General features: G+C 35.3%; 15 protein-coding genes and 1 tRNA gene. 9 read left to right on the top strand and 7 right to left on the bottom strand.

Annotated features, from left to right (window positions below; translation table 11 throughout):
* Positions 1 to 46 precede the first annotated feature (46 nt).
* On the top strand, positions 47 to 793 hold the full coding sequence (locus M2372_RS25340; protein WP_123321181.1) for a glycerophosphodiester phosphodiesterase family protein: 747 nt from the start codon (positions 47 to 49) through the stop codon (positions 791 to 793).
* A gap of 365 nt (positions 794 to 1158) precedes the next feature.
* Here the strand turns inward: M2372_RS25340 and M2372_RS25335 are convergent, their stop codons facing one another.
* The 5 genes from M2372_RS25335 to M2372_RS25315 form a co-directional block, all read right to left on the bottom strand.
* Positions 1159 to 1980 (bottom strand): GLPGLI family protein, encoded by an 822-nt coding sequence (locus M2372_RS25335; RefSeq protein WP_123321184.1) that lies wholly within the window; start codon positions 1978 to 1980, stop codon positions 1159 to 1161.
* A complete protein-coding gene (gwsS, locus tag M2372_RS25330; RefSeq protein WP_115970941.1) occupies positions 1958 to 2992 on the bottom strand; it encodes a grasp-with-spasm system SPASM domain peptide maturase in 1035 nt (344 codons plus the stop codon). The genes M2372_RS25335 and gwsS overlap by 23 nt, the downstream gene beginning before the upstream one ends.
* 169 nt (positions 2993 to 3161) lie before the next feature.
* On the bottom strand, positions 3162 to 4133 hold the full coding sequence (locus M2372_RS25325) for a hypothetical protein (protein WP_123321185.1): 972 nt from the start codon (positions 4131 to 4133) through the stop codon (positions 3162 to 3164).
* Between the two features lie 7 nt (positions 4134 to 4140).
* Entirely contained in the window at positions 4141 to 4596 is a 456-nt protein-coding gene (locus M2372_RS25320) for a hypothetical protein (RefSeq protein WP_115970938.1), read from the bottom strand.
* Between the two features lie 96 nt (positions 4597 to 4692).
* Entirely contained in the window at positions 4693 to 4884 is a 192-nt protein-coding gene (locus tag M2372_RS25315) for a hypothetical protein (RefSeq protein WP_115970937.1), read from the bottom strand.
* A gap of 204 nt (positions 4885 to 5088) precedes the next feature.
* On the opposite strand from M2372_RS25315, the gene M2372_RS25310 reads away from it, so the two are divergent.
* The 8 genes from M2372_RS25310 (at position 5089) to M2372_RS25275 (ending at position 15427) form a co-directional block, all read left to right on the top strand.
* Positions 5089 to 5298, top strand: coding sequence for a DUF2945 domain-containing protein (locus M2372_RS25310; RefSeq protein ID WP_123321186.1), 210 nt, complete (start codon positions 5089 to 5091; stop codon positions 5296 to 5298).
* 243 nt (positions 5299 to 5541) lie between these two features.
* Positions 5542 to 8514, top strand: a complete 2973-nt coding sequence (locus M2372_RS25305) for a SusC/RagA family TonB-linked outer membrane protein (RefSeq protein ID WP_123321187.1) — start codon at positions 5542 to 5544, stop codon at positions 8512 to 8514.
* Positions 8515 to 8524: 10 nt separating this feature from the next.
* Positions 8525 to 9970 (top strand): SusD/RagB family nutrient-binding outer membrane lipoprotein, encoded by a 1446-nt coding sequence (locus M2372_RS25300; protein WP_123321286.1) that lies wholly within the window; start codon positions 8525 to 8527, stop codon positions 9968 to 9970.
* 40 nt (positions 9971 to 10010) lie between these two features.
* Positions 10011 to 11576 carry a calcineurin-like phosphoesterase C-terminal domain-containing protein gene (locus tag M2372_RS25295; protein ID WP_123321287.1) on the top strand — a complete coding sequence of 522 codons (1566 nt, stop codon included), beginning with the start codon at positions 10011 to 10013 and terminating at the stop codon, positions 11574 to 11576.
* 362 nt (positions 11577 to 11938) lie between these two features.
* The gene (locus M2372_RS25290; RefSeq protein ID WP_123321188.1) at positions 11939 to 12652 is read left to right on the top strand and encodes a 3-ketoacyl-ACP reductase; all 714 of its coding nucleotides are present in this window, start codon (positions 11939 to 11941) and stop codon (positions 12650 to 12652) included.
* Between the two features lie 330 nt (positions 12653 to 12982).
* Positions 12983 to 13810 (top strand): 50S ribosomal protein L11 methyltransferase, encoded by an 828-nt coding sequence (gene prmA / locus M2372_RS25285; RefSeq protein ID WP_115970933.1) that lies wholly within the window; start codon positions 12983 to 12985, stop codon positions 13808 to 13810.
* Positions 13811 to 13831: 21 nt separating this feature from the next.
* The gene (locus M2372_RS25280; protein WP_123321189.1) at positions 13832 to 14677 is read left to right on the top strand and encodes an SH3 domain-containing protein; all 846 of its coding nucleotides are present in this window, start codon (positions 13832 to 13834) and stop codon (positions 14675 to 14677) included.
* 117 nt (positions 14678 to 14794) lie between these two features.
* Positions 14795 to 15427 (top strand): MgtC/SapB family protein, encoded by a 633-nt coding sequence (locus M2372_RS25275; protein WP_123321190.1) that lies wholly within the window; start codon positions 14795 to 14797, stop codon positions 15425 to 15427.
* A 793-nt stretch (positions 15428 to 16220) separates the two neighbouring features.
* On the opposite strand, the gene M2372_RS25270 is transcribed toward M2372_RS25275, so the two are convergent.
* Both M2372_RS25270 and M2372_RS25265 read right to left on the bottom strand, forming a co-directional pair.
* On the bottom strand, positions 16221 to 17045 hold the full coding sequence (locus tag M2372_RS25270; protein ID WP_115970929.1) for a 5'-nucleotidase, lipoprotein e(P4) family: 825 nt from the start codon (positions 17043 to 17045) through the stop codon (positions 16221 to 16223).
* A 193-nt stretch (positions 17046 to 17238) separates the two neighbouring features.
* A tRNA-Arg gene (locus M2372_RS25265) sits at positions 17239 to 17312 on the bottom strand.
* Between the last annotated feature and the right edge of the window lie 16 nt (positions 17313 to 17328).

The raw sequence follows: 17328 nt of genomic DNA, 5'->3' as shown, positions 1-17328 counted from the left end.
TTTATCAAAAGTTACAGAACTTTGTTTTAATTATCTAAATTATATTATGAAAAATTTTATCTTAGGGTTAGCAGTTTTAAGTACAGTTTTGATGAAAGCACAAACACAGATTATTGCCCATAGAGGATATTTCCAGGCACAGCCTCCTACAACGGAAAATTCAATTAAATCATTGGAAAACGCTCAGAAATTAAAAGTTTATGGTTCTGAGTTTGATGTAAGGATGACCAAGGATGGCGTTTTGGTAATCAATCATGATGAGCACCATGGTAAAATGGAAATCTCTGAAACCTCATTCAAAGAATTGGAAGCTCTGAAATTGTCGAATGGTGAAAAATTTCCTACTTTGAAAGATTATTTAAAGCAGGGAAAGAAGGATACATCTGTGAAATTAATCGTGGAGATCAAACCGGATAAAACGCCTGAAATCGAAAATGAGATTACCCAGAAGACGATCAAAATGATCAGGGATATGAAACTTGAATCTCAAAGTGAATTTATTTCCTTCAGTCTGAATATCTGTAAAGAAATCAAAAAACTGGCACCATCATTTAAAGTGCAGTATCTGAACGGAGAATTGTCACCGGAGCAGATCAAAAAAGAAGGTCTTGACGGAATGGATTACCACTACAGCGTTTTCCAGAAAAACCCGACATGGATTGCCGAAGCAAAAGCATTGGGACTTATTACCAATTCATGGACAGTAAATGAGGTTGCTGTATACGACGAATTGAAAAAGCAGGGAATCGGTTTTGTAACCACAAATATTCCTGAACAGCTTAAAAATAAATAATATAGACTGAGCTCAGGATCATCAGATATGTGATAATGTTCCAGTATGTTATTGCAAACACAGAACAGGATATTGCCCTGAATTTTACAAAACTGAGCCCTACAAGTAAACCTGTGTTGTAAACTTCACTGTTTATTATATTGTTGGGCTGGGGATTGGCTCTGTTTGGGGCATACTCTCGTATGTATAAAAAGAGCATACGAGATCAAGAGCAGAATTCTTCAGAAAATTAACGGAATTTTAGAAGCCCGGGAAAATCCAATTCATAGGATCCGGCAATTTAAAAAAGAATAAACAAAAGCTGTTTTCCGACTATTAAAGTTTTAAATCTTGGTTTTTTCCAAAAAGCTTAACTCCAAAGTAGATTAAGGGTATTTTACCACATCTGATAACTCAATAGGATTATTATTCCGTTTTATTACTTCTTGCTTGTTTTTTGTTAATTCGTTCCAATTGATATTCTTAACTTCATTACCCTTTTCGTCAACAAAATTCATTTTTATTTTCCCCATTTTAGCTTCTTTGTAGGGATCTAAATAATAATTAATGTAAATTTTGTTAAGTTGGTCCTTATTTATTTTAACGATATTTTCAGAATTGAAATCTATACCGTTATAAGGGTCATAAAAATCTTTAGTAAGTTTTTTCAGGGAAAAATCATAATTGTTTTTATCATCATGAACCCAGATAACCAGCCCTGGTAATCCTTTAAAAAACGAAGGACCTTCAGAAATAGGAATTTCTTGCGTAAACCATGCAGTCCATTGTCTGTTTTTATATTTTAATGTCGCACTTTGACATTCATACTCACCGATTTTCTTTTTACCGGAACTGATCTTCCATTCCAGGGAAGGTATTTCTTCTGTAATCTCGTATACATCAGTTAATACCCGGTAATATTTTTTTAAATAAGCCTTATTTCTGATTGTAGCATGATTGAAATCCAAAGAATAATATTGGCCTGCGGTTCCATTTTTGCGGATAGAATCACTTTTATACAATTTCTCGGGATAAAATCTTGAAGCATCAGAACTATAAATATCCAGTAGCATGTCATTTTCTTTATGTGATGATTGTAGTGAATCTGTTTTATATTTCAGATGATATGTTACTCTTATCTTTTGAGCTGAGAGCAATTGAGTGGCAAAAATTAAAAATACAATATTAGTTAAGGTTGTCAAGTTCATAATATTTAATAGCTTTCAATTTTAAAGGATTAGTACTCCAGTCTTCCCAGATCCCTTTATAAGGATCATATCCACACTTTAAGGGTTTGGAGAAGATATTTTCTGGATTTTCCCTGTACATTCGGCAATCTGTACAGAAATATCTGTACTCACAGTCTTTACAGACCTCGATCTGATCTTTGGTAATAAATCTTTCTTTTTCTTTACTTATTTCCTGAGTTAAAGAAGAAACTGAAGCTTTATCTATATTATTAATGATTCTTTGAGAGGACGGGCAGTTTTTCAAATCTCCGTTTCCAGAAATAAATAACTTCCCATAAAGACAGTTATTTACAGCTTTGCTTTTTGAGATATTATTTATATCATTCAGAAAATAATCTTCCTGAATAATACCACAGTATTTGGGATTTATAATATTTTTTTCATAGTAGATAACAGTGAATAAATTATCATCATCAACAACTGATCTATTTTCCGGAGCATTATAAAAATAAACCGTTTTTACCCTGGGATTTTTTTCTAATATTTCTATAACCGCAATGTTCTCTGACTGATCCGTATAGGGAAGCAGAATTTCAGCTGTTCTTATACTGGAGAACTCAATTAAGGATAAAATTTCATTCAGCCTAACCAAAGAAAACTCCAGAAATCTTATCTGGAGAAAACTTGTAGAAAGTTCTTCTATTATCTTGTATGCTCCGGCTGTATCAAAATCATCTTTAATTTTGTGTTCAATTATAACTTCAGTAATCTTGTTCGGCGTTCTCCACTTAAATTTCTTCCGAAATTTTTCTGAAGTAACATTTTCTGTTAATGTGCCAAATTTTTCTTCAATTAAAAATGTTATAACCTCTGAAAGATCCTCATCTACAGGGAAATAATAATCCTCAAAAAAAATGTCATAAAAATCTGTGATATCAAGAATTTTATTAAAATGAACATCAAATAGGAGAATATTCTTTGCTCCTTTCACGATAGAGCAGTCCTGATACAATTCAAAATACTGTCTCATTTTTCAAAAGATTTTAAATCTATAAATGGGGTACATACTTTATCATATACTTTCACTTTATAGTTTATAGAATTGTATTTATGAGAAATAACCCTGTACCTTTCCTTTTCCGAAGTGAATTTTTTAAGGGTTTCTGCAAATTGATCGTCCAATAGGGGATGGATGAGGTTTATGTATTTTTTATGCTGCATTCTTTTAATAATTTTTTTAAGGCAAGGGCAATTTCAATTTCTAAATAAGTATTGTTAAATACGGAGTGGTAAGTAAACTGACCCACAGGATTTATTTCTAAAAAATAGTGTTCATTCCGGGTGTTTACAATCAGATCTACGGAAGCGCAGTTTAACTGAAAGGTATCTAACAGATGACGGAGCTTTTCTTCCACATCTTTTGGAAGCTGGTAGATTTCAAAACGACAGTCGTCATTCGCAACAGAAATACGGTGATCTACCATCGTATTATCGTTGGTAATTATTTTCGTAGAAAAAAATACTCCCAGCAGATAAAATACCCGGATTTCGAACTGCCTTTCAATTTTTGATTGAATAAGTGCCGGTCTAAAATAATCAGGAATGGCATCCAGCTTATCATTTACCGCAGTAGTCTGCATCGTAATAAACCGGTTTTCCGACCTGAAATTGACACAGTTTTCAAATGGTTTCGTAATAAGTTCTTTCCCTGAGTTTACAAGTGTTTTGACTTTTTTCTTATTATTGACAATGAAAGTTTCAGGAACCGAAAGTCCGCAGGCTTTTGCTGTCTGCATTTGAATAAGTTTGTTTTCGGTCATAAAAAAGGGATTCGTCAACCATACCACATCTCTTTTTTTTAATTCAAAGAATAGGTATTCACGCAGGGCTCTGGCTTCAATTAAATTGTATTCTACGAGTGAAAAGTATAAGTTGTTTCTGATATCTTTTTTTTGGCTTTCCTGCAGAGCATAAGGAAATTTTCGAAACCAGACCACTTTAAACATATCAATAGAATACCCCCCAATAAATATTTCTCCGCTGTTGAAATTAATTTCTAAAACATCATAAATATTCTCATTGAGAACAAAAAAAGGTACTTTATATGTATTCAGCCAATTGGAAACCTGCTCGGTTGGGGTATCATCAGATTTTGATATAATTAAAACCATAGTAAAATTACTCTTTCAAGCATTTGAAATTTTTAAAATAAAATTGCATTGTTTCGTCAAATGTAGTTCTGGATATTTTAAATGATAGTGCAGAATTACCACACTGTATAGTTTTAGTAATGAATTGTTTTGATTCTTTCATCTGTTCCGGGAGTTTTTTATTCTCAACCAGCAGAGCGCAATCATATGTTTTATATGTGGAATTTTGAAGATAGAACAATTTGTCACCTTTGTATTTATGGGTAGGCTGATGCAAGACTTTATTAATAGAATCGAATTCTTTTTTATTTTCAGCCATTTCAAACCCTCCAAATATGAGCATGGTTACATCCAGAGAATCGTTTTTAAACCGGTAATAATCCCCTTCTCTTTCAAATGAATTATACTTAGATAATCGGTTGAATTTATTAGTGCCACAGCTGTATAAAAAAAGGATACAGATACCTATTATTAATTTATACATATCATTCAGAATTAGATTTGAAAAACAAAATAGAGTAAAAATATAACTACCTCAGATTAATCTGAGGTAGCCAATTAAAAAATGTATTTAAATTTCTTAGTAAGGACCATCATTTGTTTGGTCAATTGGAGCATCATCGTCTTCCTGTAAATGATGTACTGTAATTACAATCTCTTTAATTGATCTTGTAGGAGCTCCTTCTCCTCCGAATACTTTTTTACCAAACGTTTTAGTAAAATTCCCTAGTCCTTTTGCTTCAAGATTCTTGATTGATTTTTGCTTTTTCATAATTATTTTGTTTAAAGTTTTAAATGTATAGAATTTAAATTAAATAACTCTAATAATGTGTGATTAATTTATTATGTTAAATTGCTTTTGCAAAGGGGAATTCAGCCGAAAATAAAATCAGGTGCAGTTTTTTGTAACCAAAAAATAGGACATTATATTAATATATACTGTAACTTTATTCTGGCCGTTTTAAACATAAACAGTATGGAAACAAAGTTCAAAATAGGAGATAAAGTAAGCTGGAATTCAGAGGCGGGCAGAGTATCCGGAACCATTATTAAAGTTCATACCAAAGATTTTGATTACAAAGGATATACCCATCATGCCACAGAAGAGAGCCCGCAATATGAGATCAAAAGTGATAAATCAGATCATATTGCCGCCCATAAAGGTTCCGCACTTACAAAAATCTGATTGAAGAAATCCTTCTTTGGATTTCACTATTATCTCAAGGCAAGACAATGAAGATACACAAATAAACAGAACTTCAAAAGAGTGTTAAAAAATATTAATTTTTTAAGCAATTGTTAATCAGTAAAATAGCTGTTTTTGTTAAGGAATACTTAATGTTGTATTCAGTAAACATTTAATAAACGTTAAAATACTATTAAAACCATACTCATAATGTCGTTTTAATTTTGCGCAAACAAAAAGGATATGCGTAAAGAGGTACAAAAAGTGTTGGTTTTGTCGCTGTTAGGGTTATTCAGTGCCAGTCTGACAGCTCAGCAGAAAGCAAAAAAAGATACTGTTAAAGGACTTGATGAAGTAGTAGTGACTGCTTTGGGAATCAAAAGACATGACAAGTCTTTGGGATATTCTACCCAGACTGTTAAATCTGAAGAAATTTTAAGAACCCATAACAATAACTGGGCACAGGCTTTGGAAGGTAAAGTAGCCGGATTAAAGATTCAGACTGCCGGAGCTGGACCATTAGGTACAACCCGTATCACACTTCGCGGCGATATTTCAATGAATATGGGAAACAACGATGCTCTGATTGTTGTAGACGGGGTTCCTTTGAGTGGTAATAAAACCGGAACCGGAACATCCGCGTATGGAGCAGGTTCAGGTGGTGATTTACCTATCGATTACGGAGACAGTTTCAATAGTATCAACCCGGATGATATTGAATCCATCTCTATCCTGAAAGGTCCTAGTGCAGCGGCATTATATGGTTCCAGAGGTTCCAGGGGAGCCATCATGATCACTACAAAATCCGGGAAGAGTAAAAAAGGAAAAGTTCAGATAAGCTTTAACTCCTATACAAATTATGATACCGTTCTGAAATGGCCGGATTATCAGTATGAATATGGGCAGGGAACCCAACAGAAAGATAAAAACGGAAATTATTACTATTCTTACGGAAATTCCGTTGATGGGATCAATACCGGCTCTACCAGCAGTGCATTCGGACCAAAGTTTGCCGGCCAATACTATTTTCAGTATGATCCGGATATAGAAACACAAGGTAAGGAAAGACAGCTTTGGAAACCTTATACCAATAATATCAAGGATTTCTGGCAGGTAGGTTCCAATTATTCCAACAGCTTGGCTGTAGAGCATTCCAACGAAACCACAGCTTTCAGAACCTCACTTACCTATCTTAAAAATGAATGGATGATGCCCAATACAGGCTTCGACAGGTTCAGTGCGGCATTATCTTTAGATCATAAGCTTAGCAGCAGGCTGAAAATAGGAACTAAGATTAACTTCAGCCAGACAAAAAGTGACAATCTCCCGGCAACAGGGTACAACAACCAGTCTATCTCTTACTTCATGATCTTCCAGAATCCGAACGTAGATCTTGCATGGTACAGACCTATCTGGAAAAAAGGTCAGGAACAGATTGAACAGGTTCATCCTTTTAGTTCCTATATCGATAACCCTTATCTGATTGCTTATGAAAACCTTAACGGAACCAATAAGAAAACAATTACAGGAAATATTAATATCAGTTACCAGCTGGCCAAGAACCTTGATGTGGTTTATAAAACCGGTTTGGAATGGAACAATGAACTGCGTACCCAAAGAAGACCCTGGAGTTCCGCCAATTACCTGAAAGGCTTCTATAGAGAGCAATATATAAGATACATGGACCTGAATAACGATGTCTTGTTCACCTATAAAAATAAATTCGGAAACATTGGAATGACTGCTTCTGCAGGAGGAAACATCAGATATCATGAATATACCATGAACGATTACAGAGCCAACGGACTGAATAAAGTAGGACTTTATCAGCTTTCTAACGGTATACAGGTAGAATATAAACTGCCAAGACCTAATGACAAGCAGGTAAACAGTGTATATGCATTGGCTAACTTTAACTATAAGGATCTAATATTTCTGGATGTGACAGCAAGAAATGACTGGAGCAGTACTTTGCCCAGTCAAAACAGGTCTTATTTCTACCCATCCGTATCATCATCTTTTGTATTATCAGATATCTTCAAAATAAAATCAGATAATCTGAACTTCTGGAAGCTGAGGTTGTCATGGTCCAAAGTAGGAAATGATACCTACACTTATATGCTTGATAAGTACTATGAAAACAGTTCATTTGTAGGATCAGTAGAATCTCCTTTATTATTCCAGAATCCAAATCTTAAACCGGAAATGATCACCAATATTGAAGCCGGGATGGATTTTACAGTCCTGAAAAACAGATTGACATTCAATTTTACGGCATACCAGAACAATTCAAAAGATCAGTCTATTATTATTCCGATGCTGTATGAAACTGGATATAATAAAAGGATCATCAACTCCGGTGAGCTGAGAAACAGAGGACTTGAAATGACATTGAATGCCTATCCGGTCAAGAATAAAAATTTCTCATGGAACGTGAGTGCTAACTGGTCTATGAACAGAAATGAAATTCTTTCCCTTCCCGAAGAATTCCAGGGGAAACCTTATACCATGGCAAGCGTAGGAAGTGTAGTGTTTTATAATGCTGTAGTGGGAGGTTCGCTTGGAGATATGTATGGAGCAGGATTAGTGTACTCACCAGATGGGCAGGTCATCTATGATAAAGACGGGCTGACCATGAAATCAACTGACATCAATAAAATTGGAAATGCATATCCAAAATGGAGAGCAGGTCTTCAGAATGAATTCAGATATAAGAACATTACTCTAAGTTTCTCTTTTGACGGGCAATATAAAGGAATGGCCTACTCACATTCTCATCATAAAATGTCTGAGCAGGGAAAACTCACCCATACTCTCGCAGGAAGAGACAATCCAGGTGGCTTGATCGTAGGACAGGGAGTGGTTCAGAATCCTGATGGTACTTTTTCACCTAATACAAAGGGAATTTCTGTTTCCAGTTATTATGGAGATTATTACAGAAGAGCGAATGTGGAAACCAATTCATTTGATACCTCATTCATTAAGCTGAGAGATGCCAGAATCTCTTACTCTTTTCCGAAATCAATCATTGAACCTTTAAAAGTTACAGATATTACGCTAGCATTATACGGGAGAAACCTTTGGATGTGGACCAAGTTCCCACTATTCGATCCGGAAGCAGCTACATTGGATGATTCTACCATCGTGCCTGGAGTTGAAATGGGACAGTTACCTCAGGCAAGAACTGTAGGGATTCAGTTAAATGTTAAATTTTAAAATTAAAAAAATGAAAAAGTTAATCTATATATCTTCATTTCTTGCTCTCATAAGCAGTACCGTTTCATGTGACAGAAGTCTTGATGAGATCAATAAAGATGCAAGCAGAATTAATGAACCTGTGACCAGTGCTTTGTTGGTTCCTATCCAGTACAATATGGCTGCAGTGGGATACAACAGAGCCAATGACTTTACCTTTGATATTATGCAGGTTTCTCTGGATTTTCCAAACGAAGGAAACTCATTGAGTCGTTATTACGTGACAGAAAATACAGGAAATGGTTTCTGGAATAATTCTTACAGATGGCTGAAACAGGTTGATGATCTTAAAAAAGCAGCAACTGCTGAAGGCGATAAAAACTATATGGCAATCTCAATGGTATTAAATGCATGGATCTATTCCAACCTTACCGATACCTACGGCGATGTTCCTTTTTCTGAAGCTTCACGACTGGATGATGCCATCTCAAAACCAAAATTTGATAAACAGAAAGATATTTACATCCAGTTATTGAATGACTTAAAAGCTGCAAACTCTCTCTTCACTAGCAAAACCCTTACCGGAGGAGATTTATTTTTCAAAGCAGATACAGATGTCAACGGAATTGTCAGTTGGAAAAAATTCTGTAATTCACTTTCTCTCAGACTTCTGATAAGAATACTGAACAAAGATGGAGAAATAAACGTTAAAGAAAGGATACAGGAAATTATAAATAATCCTACTGTCTATCCTGTTTTTCAAAGCAATGCTGATGGAGTAAAGGTAGATATTACAGGAATTAATCCTTTGATGCCACCTATTGCAAGATATCAGGATTTTACAACGGGAAGAGCTGTTTCAGAATTCTTTTTAGATGCCCTGAAGGCTAACAATGATCCCCGTGGTCCTATGTTTTTTACTCAGGCAAAAGACTTAAAAGGGAATAATATCGGATACTTTGGAGCCCCTTCAGGATATGCTTTCGGAACAGTGTTTAATGTTCAGCCGTCCAATTTTAACCAGAACCTTGCAAAAGCCCCTCTGAAAATCTTTGTATATCCGTATGCAGAACTTCAGTTTACCCTTGCAGAGCTTGCTTTTAAAGGGATTATCCAGGGGAATGCAAAGACCTATTATGAAAATGGTGTAAAAGCTTCTGTTGAACAGTGGGGAGCTGTAGTTCCTGCAAACTATTTCGATAATCCGGTGGTCGCATATGGAACAGGGGGAATGGAAAAAATAATGCTTCAGAAATACATAGCACTCTTTTTTGTAGACCAGCAGCAATGGTTTGAAAAAAGAAGAACAGGTTTTCCGACACTTCCTGATAACGGTGGGCTTTTGAATGAAGGAAAGCTTCCTCAAAGATTGATGTATCCGCCAAACTCAAGAGTTTTAAATTCAGAAAATTATCAGGCCGCAGTGCAGCAGATGGGTGGTGATAATATCAATGTAAAAGTATGGTGGAGTAAATAATTTAAATAAAGAAAAAATGAATATCAATAAAAAACTTTTAATGCCATGTATGCTGGTTTCAGCAATGGTATTTTCTCAGTCTTCTGTTTCAGGATATGTATTTGAAGACCTTAATAAAAACCAGAAGAAAGAAAACCGCGAAAAAGGAGTAGAAGGAGTAGCCGTTTCCAATGGGGTACAGGTAGTATTAACCGATAAAAACGGACGCTACAGTCTTCCGATCCAGGATGACCATACTATTTTTGTGATCAAACCGTCAGGATATCAAACTGCTTTAAATAGCAATAACCTTCCTCAGTTTTACTACCACCATAAAATGAAAGGATCTCCGGAAGATTTTAAATATAAAGGAGTTGCCCCAACCGGAGAACTTCCCAAAGAATTAAATTTCCCACTTTATAAACAGAATGAAAACAAAAATTTTGATATTCTGGTTTTTGGTGATCCTCAGCCTTATACAGAAAAAGAATTGGATTACTTTAAAAGAGGAATTGTAAACGAAGTGAAAAATACCAAAAAAAATGCAGTTTTAGGAATCAGTTTGGGTGATTTGGTAGGCGATAACCTAAGCCTTCAGAAACCTTATGCTGATGTGATGAAGGAAGTGGGATTACCCTGGTATAATGTAATGGGAAATCATGACATGAACTATGATGCCAAAGAAGATAAACTTTCAGACGAAACCTTTGAATCCAATTTCGGACCTGCAAACTATTCTTTCAATTTCGGAAATGTACACTTCATTATCCTGGATGATATTCTGTATCCGGATCCAAGAGACGGAAAAGGATATTGGGGTGGATTTCGTGAAGATCAGCTTCAATTTATTGAAAATGACCTGAAACTGGTTGACAAAAACAAACTTATTGTAGTTTCTTTTCATATTCCTTTGGAGCATCACAATGAGGACAGTTTCAGAAATGCAGACCGTCAGAAATTATTTGATTTCCTGAGCCCTTTCCAGAATGTATTGCTTTTATCAGCACATACTCACATCCAGCAGCAGATTTTCTATGGTAAAAAAGCAGGCTGGAACGGAACAAAAGAACTGCATGAGTATAACGTAGGAACTACTTGTGGAGACTGGTATTCCGGAACGGCAGATGATGCCGGACTTCCGACCTCTACCATGAGAGACGGAACTGCAAAAGGATATTCATTTATCAGCTTTACTGATAATCAATACAAAGTAAAATATAAGACCGCCGGAAAACCGGATGATTATCAGATCAAATTATATGTGCCGAAAGTAATTCCATTTCCATCAAAAACCTCTGCAAAAGTGTTAGCCAACTTCTTTATGGGAAGCAAAAAAGACAAAGTAGAGTATAGGATAGACAACAGCAAATGGGAAGAAATGGAGTATGATGAAACCATAGACCCAAACTTTGCTCTTTCCGTTTTCAAATGGGATACTGCCGAGAAAATTTTGCCAGGAAGAAGACCTTCCAACCCTGAAATGTCAAAACATATCTGGGAAGCAGATTTTCCTAAAAAACTATCCTTAGGAAAACATAAAGTTGAGGTTAGAGCTGTAGATATGTATGGAAATGAGTTCTCCGCTTCAGAAGAATTTGAAGTTCAGAACGCCATCCAGATTCCTTAAGCTTTTCATTTTTTACTATACTTTTTTAGATTTTGAGGCCGGTTCTTTATGAGCCGGTTTTATTTTTTGCTGAAATTGAAGAGTTTAAACCACAAAAGTCACAAAAGATTATTTTGCTGTTTTAGAATAATAAAGATTTATCTAAGTTTGGGTAAAAGTTCAAATAAGATAAAATCTATGATTTTATAAAACTTAAGTATTCTTATCAACAGCATGCACAATAACTTCTATGTGCTTAAGTGGTTAAATCTTTTGTGCCTTTGGTGATTATTTAAAAACCATTAAAAAACTATTAAATATCCTTTCTTTCCATTCCATAAAAATGTTCTTTTGTAACTTTGTGTCATAAAAGTATTACTACTATGAATATAAACGGAAAAAATGCCATCGTAACAGGTGGTGGAAGAGGATTAGGGAAAGCTGTAGCATTAGCTTTGGCAAATGAAGGAGTGAACGTTGCCATTACAGGAAGAAATGAAGAAAATCTTAAAAATACAGTTGATGAAATCCAGAAACTAGGAGTAAATTCTGCATATGCAATATTCTCTATTGACGATGAAGCGGCAGTAAAAACAGGAATTGAAGCTTTGGCTGAAAAACTGGACGGAGTAGATATCCTTGTAAACAATGCAGGAATCGGAGACTTCGGAACGATTGAAGATATGCCATCTGAAACTTGGGAGCAGGTGATTAAAACCAATTTATTTGGAGTGTACTATGCAGCTAAAGCCGTTCATCCATTTATGAAAGCTAAAGGAGAAGGAGATATTGTAAACGTTGCTTCTACTGCAGGATTAAAAGGTGGTCCGAACATGTCAGCATATGCCGCTTCAAAAGCAGCAGTAGTTTCTTTATCTCAGTCGATGATGGCAGAATGGAGAAAACAAAATATTCGTGTGATTACTCTTACACCAAGCACTATTGCTTCTGATATGAGTATCCAGGGTGGACTTACAGACGGAAATCCGGACAAAGTATTACAGCCTGAAGATTTCGCAGAATGGGTAAGAGATATCCTGAAAATGAACAGAAGAGCGTTAATCGCTAATGGTTCTATTTTCTCTACAAATCCATAAGAAGTTTAAAGTTCAGGATTTAAAGTTTGAAATTGTCATAGAAGAACTAGATCCAATTAATTTTAAATTTTACACAAAGAAATTCAATAGAAGCGGGCTTTAGCCCGCTTTCTTCATAATATCAAATTCCAACGGCTTTAGCCAAAACTTAAAATACAATATGTTCATTGTGATCTGCATGATCCGTACAATCTGTGAGAGATAAAAATTCAATAGAAGAAAGCTTTATGGCAGAGAATAAAACCCAAAATCTGTCAGCTTTATTTAAAACTTACCCTTTCCATTTTTTTAACCGTAATAACATTAGTATTTTTGCAGCAAATTATTCACATGCAAAATTATTTAGAATTCAACTTCAGGATTTCTCCACTGCAGCCCTGGAATGAGATATTAATGGCAGAGCTTATTGAAATAGGTTTTGACAGCTTTACAGAAGAAATTCACGGAATCTTAGGATATATCCAGACTGATTTGTTTAATGAAGATCAGCTTAAAGCACTTCCGATCTTTGACAATGAAAATGTAAAAATCGAATATTCTTTTGAAGAAATGCCGAACATCAACTGGAATGAAGAGTGGGAAAAGAACTTTTCACCCATCAACATTGATGATAAAGTATTGATCAGAGCAGAATTCCATGAATCTGTACCGGGAATGCATGAAATTATCATTCAGCCTAAGATGTCATTCGGAACAGGCCATCACCCTACCACACACCTGATGATTCAGCAGATGATGGATATAGATTTTAAGGGTAAGAAAGTCCTGGATATGGGATGTGGAACGTCTGTATTAGCAATCTATGCCAAGCAACAAGGAGCAGGAGATACCAAAGCAATTGATATCGATGAATGGTCTGTAGAAAACTCAAAAGAAAATGCAGCAAGAAATAGTGTTGAACTAGACATTGAGCAGGGAACAGCAGATAACTTAGGAAATGAAAATTTCGATATCATTTTAGCCAATATCAACAGAAATATTCTGATCTCAGATATTCCAACATATGTTTCTGTCCTGAATGAAGGTGGAAAATTATTGCTTTCAGGACTTTGCTTCTTTGATGTAGATGATATTCTGGAAGTATGCAGAGAAAGTGGTCTTACCCTGAAGAAGCAGTTGCAGAGAGAAGAATGGGTTAGCCTACTGCTTGAAAAATAATTAAAAAAACGAAATACAAATATGAAAACCTTATTGACAGCTTTATTTTTACTGCTGCTGCAGTTTTTTACAGCACAGGAAAATGAAGTATATGCGGATGGTGTTTTTAACTTTACAGAAAATAAAAGCCAGAAGGTCTTTACAGACTGGACCAGAGTAAGGAAAGAGCCTGGAACTACTGCTCAGATAATAGATTCGCTGCAGACTAATCAACAGGTAATGATCCTTAAAAAAGAAGAGGCTGTTCCGGTTTTACAGTTGGGAGAAAGAAGAGCTAATTGGTATAAAGTTTCATATCAGAAAGGAGATACCACTTCCGAGGGGTATGTTTGGGGAGGCAATCTTTGCGTGGGTTATCGTAATAAAAATGGATATGACTTTCTTTTCGGGTTGTCTAAAACAATAGATAAGAAAACCAGGCCATTTAACGAAATTGATAAGCAGAATATAGCAGGAATCAAAATGATGGAAGGAAATACTCTGATTGATGAAGTATATTTTGATACCGGAAAAGGAGAGGAACTGAGTACGGCGTCCTTTAGTATTGAAAGCAATCACAAGCTGCAGGAGGTAGAGTTTACTTTAAAAGCAATGGTTTCTGGTGAAGCATGTGGAATAGCAACTTATGATCAATATGTTCTTTTAAAAGATAAAAAATTAATAGCGCTTCCACAGTTGATGAATGTAGGGGATGCAGGGGCCTATTATCATAGTGAAGAATATGTTTTCCCTAATGATAAAGGAGGAATTCCTAATGCATTTATCCTTAAAGCAGAAGATATGGAGGTAGATGAAAAGGATAGAGAGCATAAAAAACGATCTTCCAAAACTTATCTTTGGAACGGAAGTTCTTACAGGCTTAAATAATCTTTTGTTTAAAATAAATGAAACCGTTGTATTGTACAGCGGTTTTTTTTTGTTTAAAAACAGAACTTTCCCATTTGAAAAAAATCAAATACATTTAACCATAGAAAAAACTGAGCAATGAATTTACTTGATGATATCCTACCCATTCTGTTCTCTGTAATTGTAGGAGGTATAATCGGTATTGAAAGAGAATATCAATTGAAGTCAGCAGGGCTTCGGACCATGATATTAGTAACTCTCGGGTCCTGTATTTTTACTATGCTTTCTCAGAACTTAGGAGGATCAGGCAGTCCGGACCGTATTGCAGCTAATATTATCACCGGAATAGGTTTTGTAGGAGCTGGTGTGATCTTTAAAGAAGATAACCGCGTTTCCGGTCTTACCACGGCTGTTACGATATGGATCTGTGCTGCTCTGGGAATGACCATTGGAGCAGGATATTACCAGGAGGCTACCATTGGTTCTCTGGTTGTATTTTTATTACTTATCATGTTTAAATATGTTCAGGATGTTATTGATAGGATTAGCACCCGGTATATTTATCAGATTACGCTTACCTACGAAGACGGAATCATGGAGAAATATGAAAATATTTTTAAGGAAAACGGTTTAAAATCAATCAGAGGAAAGCAGGTAAGGAGTGGAGAAAAGTACACAGCGATATGGAGGGTACAGGGAGCAAAAAGAAATCATGAAGTCTGTACAAAGGCCTTGCTGAATGATCCTGGGATAGATGAATTTAAGTTTTAAAGATAAAGAGTCTTTACGCCCATGTAAAGACTTTGTTTTGCTATAGTGGTAAAAAACAAAATAGGGCTGGAAACTACCAGCCCTACCCAAACATGATTAAGTGTATAGTTGAGCCATAAATGGCTACAAGGAATATTTGCACAAAAAAGATTTTTATTGATGCTTAATCAATGTTTCTTTAAATAATAATTGAAACTAACTTTATAACGGCTTCCTGGTAAAAGCTTACCTATGTAAAAATAGTAGGAATTGTGATCTGTCAGTAGAAAAGTTAAACTGATCCTGCGAAATCAGCCAGTGAAACGGAATTTTCATGTTGTGAAGCGTAACCTTAATTCTTAGAGAAGGATCAGCTAAAGAGGAAGATCAATATTGCATAATTGCCAGAGAAGAATAATGGAAATGCTTAAGCTCATAAAAAGAGTAATCCACCAGAGCGGGTTACGTCTGTGTAGAATAACGGCTATTATAGACGAAACAAAGGATATCAGAAAGCAGAGTATTCCCACCAGAAAATCAATACTTTTAAAAATTCCAAAATAGGATATAATAAATATCCCCAAGCTGAGGATAGAAGTAATGCCAAATACAAAAGCAGTCTTATGTGGATTTAATTTGCTCATTTCAATAAAATGGGGTTGCCTTAATCTTCAGATACGTGGATTTTGTTGTAAATATAGATGTATTTAATGTAAGATACTTTCTGTAAATAAAAATCCTCACAATATAAAAAATGTGAGGATTTTTAAAATCGGATACTATAAATATTTTATCAGTCTATTTATATTCATTATTAAGGATTAGCCTTTACAGCATTATACATCATTGAATCCTTTTTCTGATTGGTATTGTCGTATTTGTAATTATAAAATGAAGACTCCCAGTCTCCATATCCCACGTTAGGAATAATAATAAATTTTTTTCCAAAATCATTGGCTGAATTTTTTACAGCAGCAGATCGCTCCGTTTCAGACTTTTTATCAAATAGACTGGAGAAATCGGCAAGATTATCACCCAGTAGCAAAACAATATTATAATTTTTAGCAATATCCAACCGTCTGTTTTCCTTACTGCTTTCCTTAGACCGGAGAATAAGATTGTTGTCACTTTGAACAGGAAAATTGTATTTCTTAAGGTTTTTTAATGTTCCGGCACGTTCCTGCTCTATACGATTGGTAACATAAAACACCTGTACACCTTTACCGGCAGCATACTGATAGAATTCCTGAGAACCCGTAAGGGGTGTTGCTATCCCTTTGGCAGTCCATTCTTCCCATGTTTTCTGATCATAATCTTTTCCCATTTTTGCACGCTCAACGGCATAATAGGAATTATCTAAAAACGTCTCATCAATATCCGAAACAATAGCTAAAGGTTTCCCTGATTTTTGTGCTAAAGCTTCATCCAAACGGAGTTTTGCAATATTGTATGCCTGCAGGCAAAGTGCTTCATATTCTGCAGACCGTTGCTGATAAAACGCAGCATATATTTTTCCGTCACGCCCAAGATTCTGATAAGAAACATTCTGAACAGAAGCCTGTGAAACCGGAGCTGCTGTTTTACACGATAGAGTCAAAGCAAAAATACTGCTTGCGATAATGAACTTGAAATTTTTCATTGAATTTGAATAGAGAATACAAAATTAAAACAATTTGATTGGTATCACAACTATTTTCCATGTGGATTGGTATTTTGTAAAAGGTCTTGGTTTGGAAAATATCTGAATAAGTAATGGAAGTTTTCAGGTATTTCTCACATAGAATAATTAGATTAAAAACAAAAAACCTCACCATAAAAATGATGAGGTTTTGTGAGCGCGAAAGGATTCGAACCTTTGACCGTCTGCTTAGAAGGCAGATGCTCTATCCAGCTGAGCTACGCACCCTTAAAATCTTGAAAAA

The sequence above is a fragment of the Chryseobacterium sp. BIGb0232 genome (genome assembly GCF_024810195.1).
Lineage (GTDB): Bacteria > Bacteroidota > Bacteroidia > Flavobacteriales > Weeksellaceae > Chryseobacterium > Chryseobacterium pennae.
The sequence above is the reverse complement of the archived record's forward strand: the minus strand, read 5'-3'. Positions and strand labels throughout refer to the sequence as shown.

Coding starts and splice junctions, on each gene's coding strand:
- M2372_RS25320 (WP_115970938.1), bottom strand. CDS start 4,596: ATGTATAAATTAATAATAGGTATCTGTATCCTTTTTTTATACAGCTGT.
- M2372_RS25300 (WP_123321286.1), top strand. CDS start 8,525: ATGAAAAAGTTAATCTATATATCTTCATTTCTTGCTCTCATAAGCAGT.
- M2372_RS25305 (WP_123321187.1), top strand. CDS start 5,542: ATGCGTAAAGAGGTACAAAAAGTGTTGGTTTTGTCGCTGTTAGGGTTA.
- M2372_RS25270 (WP_115970929.1), bottom strand. CDS start 17,045: ATGAAAAATTTCAAGTTCATTATCGCAAGCAGTATTTTTGCTTTGACT.
- prmA (WP_115970933.1), top strand. CDS start 12,983: ATGCAAAATTATTTAGAATTCAACTTCAGGATTTCTCCACTGCAGCCC.
- M2372_RS25295 (WP_123321287.1), top strand. CDS start 10,011: ATGCCATGTATGCTGGTTTCAGCAATGGTATTTTCTCAGTCTTCTGTT.
- M2372_RS25275 (WP_123321190.1), top strand. CDS start 14,795: ATGAATTTACTTGATGATATCCTACCCATTCTGTTCTCTGTAATTGTA.
- M2372_RS25280 (WP_123321189.1), top strand. CDS start 13,832: ATGAAAACCTTATTGACAGCTTTATTTTTACTGCTGCTGCAGTTTTTT.
- M2372_RS25315 (WP_115970937.1), bottom strand. CDS start 4,884: ATGAAAAAGCAAAAATCAATCAAGAATCTTGAAGCAAAAGGACTAGGG.
- M2372_RS25340 (WP_123321181.1), top strand. CDS start 47: ATGAAAAATTTTATCTTAGGGTTAGCAGTTTTAAGTACAGTTTTGATG.
- M2372_RS25335 (WP_123321184.1), bottom strand. CDS start 1,980: ATGAACTTGACAACCTTAACTAATATTGTATTTTTAATTTTTGCCACT.
- gwsS (WP_115970941.1), bottom strand. CDS start 2,992: ATGAGACAGTATTTTGAATTGTATCAGGACTGCTCTATCGTGAAAGGA.
- M2372_RS25325 (WP_123321185.1), bottom strand. CDS start 4,133: ATGGTTTTAATTATATCAAAATCTGATGATACCCCAACCGAGCAGGTT.
- M2372_RS25310 (WP_123321186.1), top strand. CDS start 5,089: ATGGAAACAAAGTTCAAAATAGGAGATAAAGTAAGCTGGAATTCAGAG.
- M2372_RS25290 (WP_123321188.1), top strand. CDS start 11,939: ATGAATATAAACGGAAAAAATGCCATCGTAACAGGTGGTGGAAGAGGA.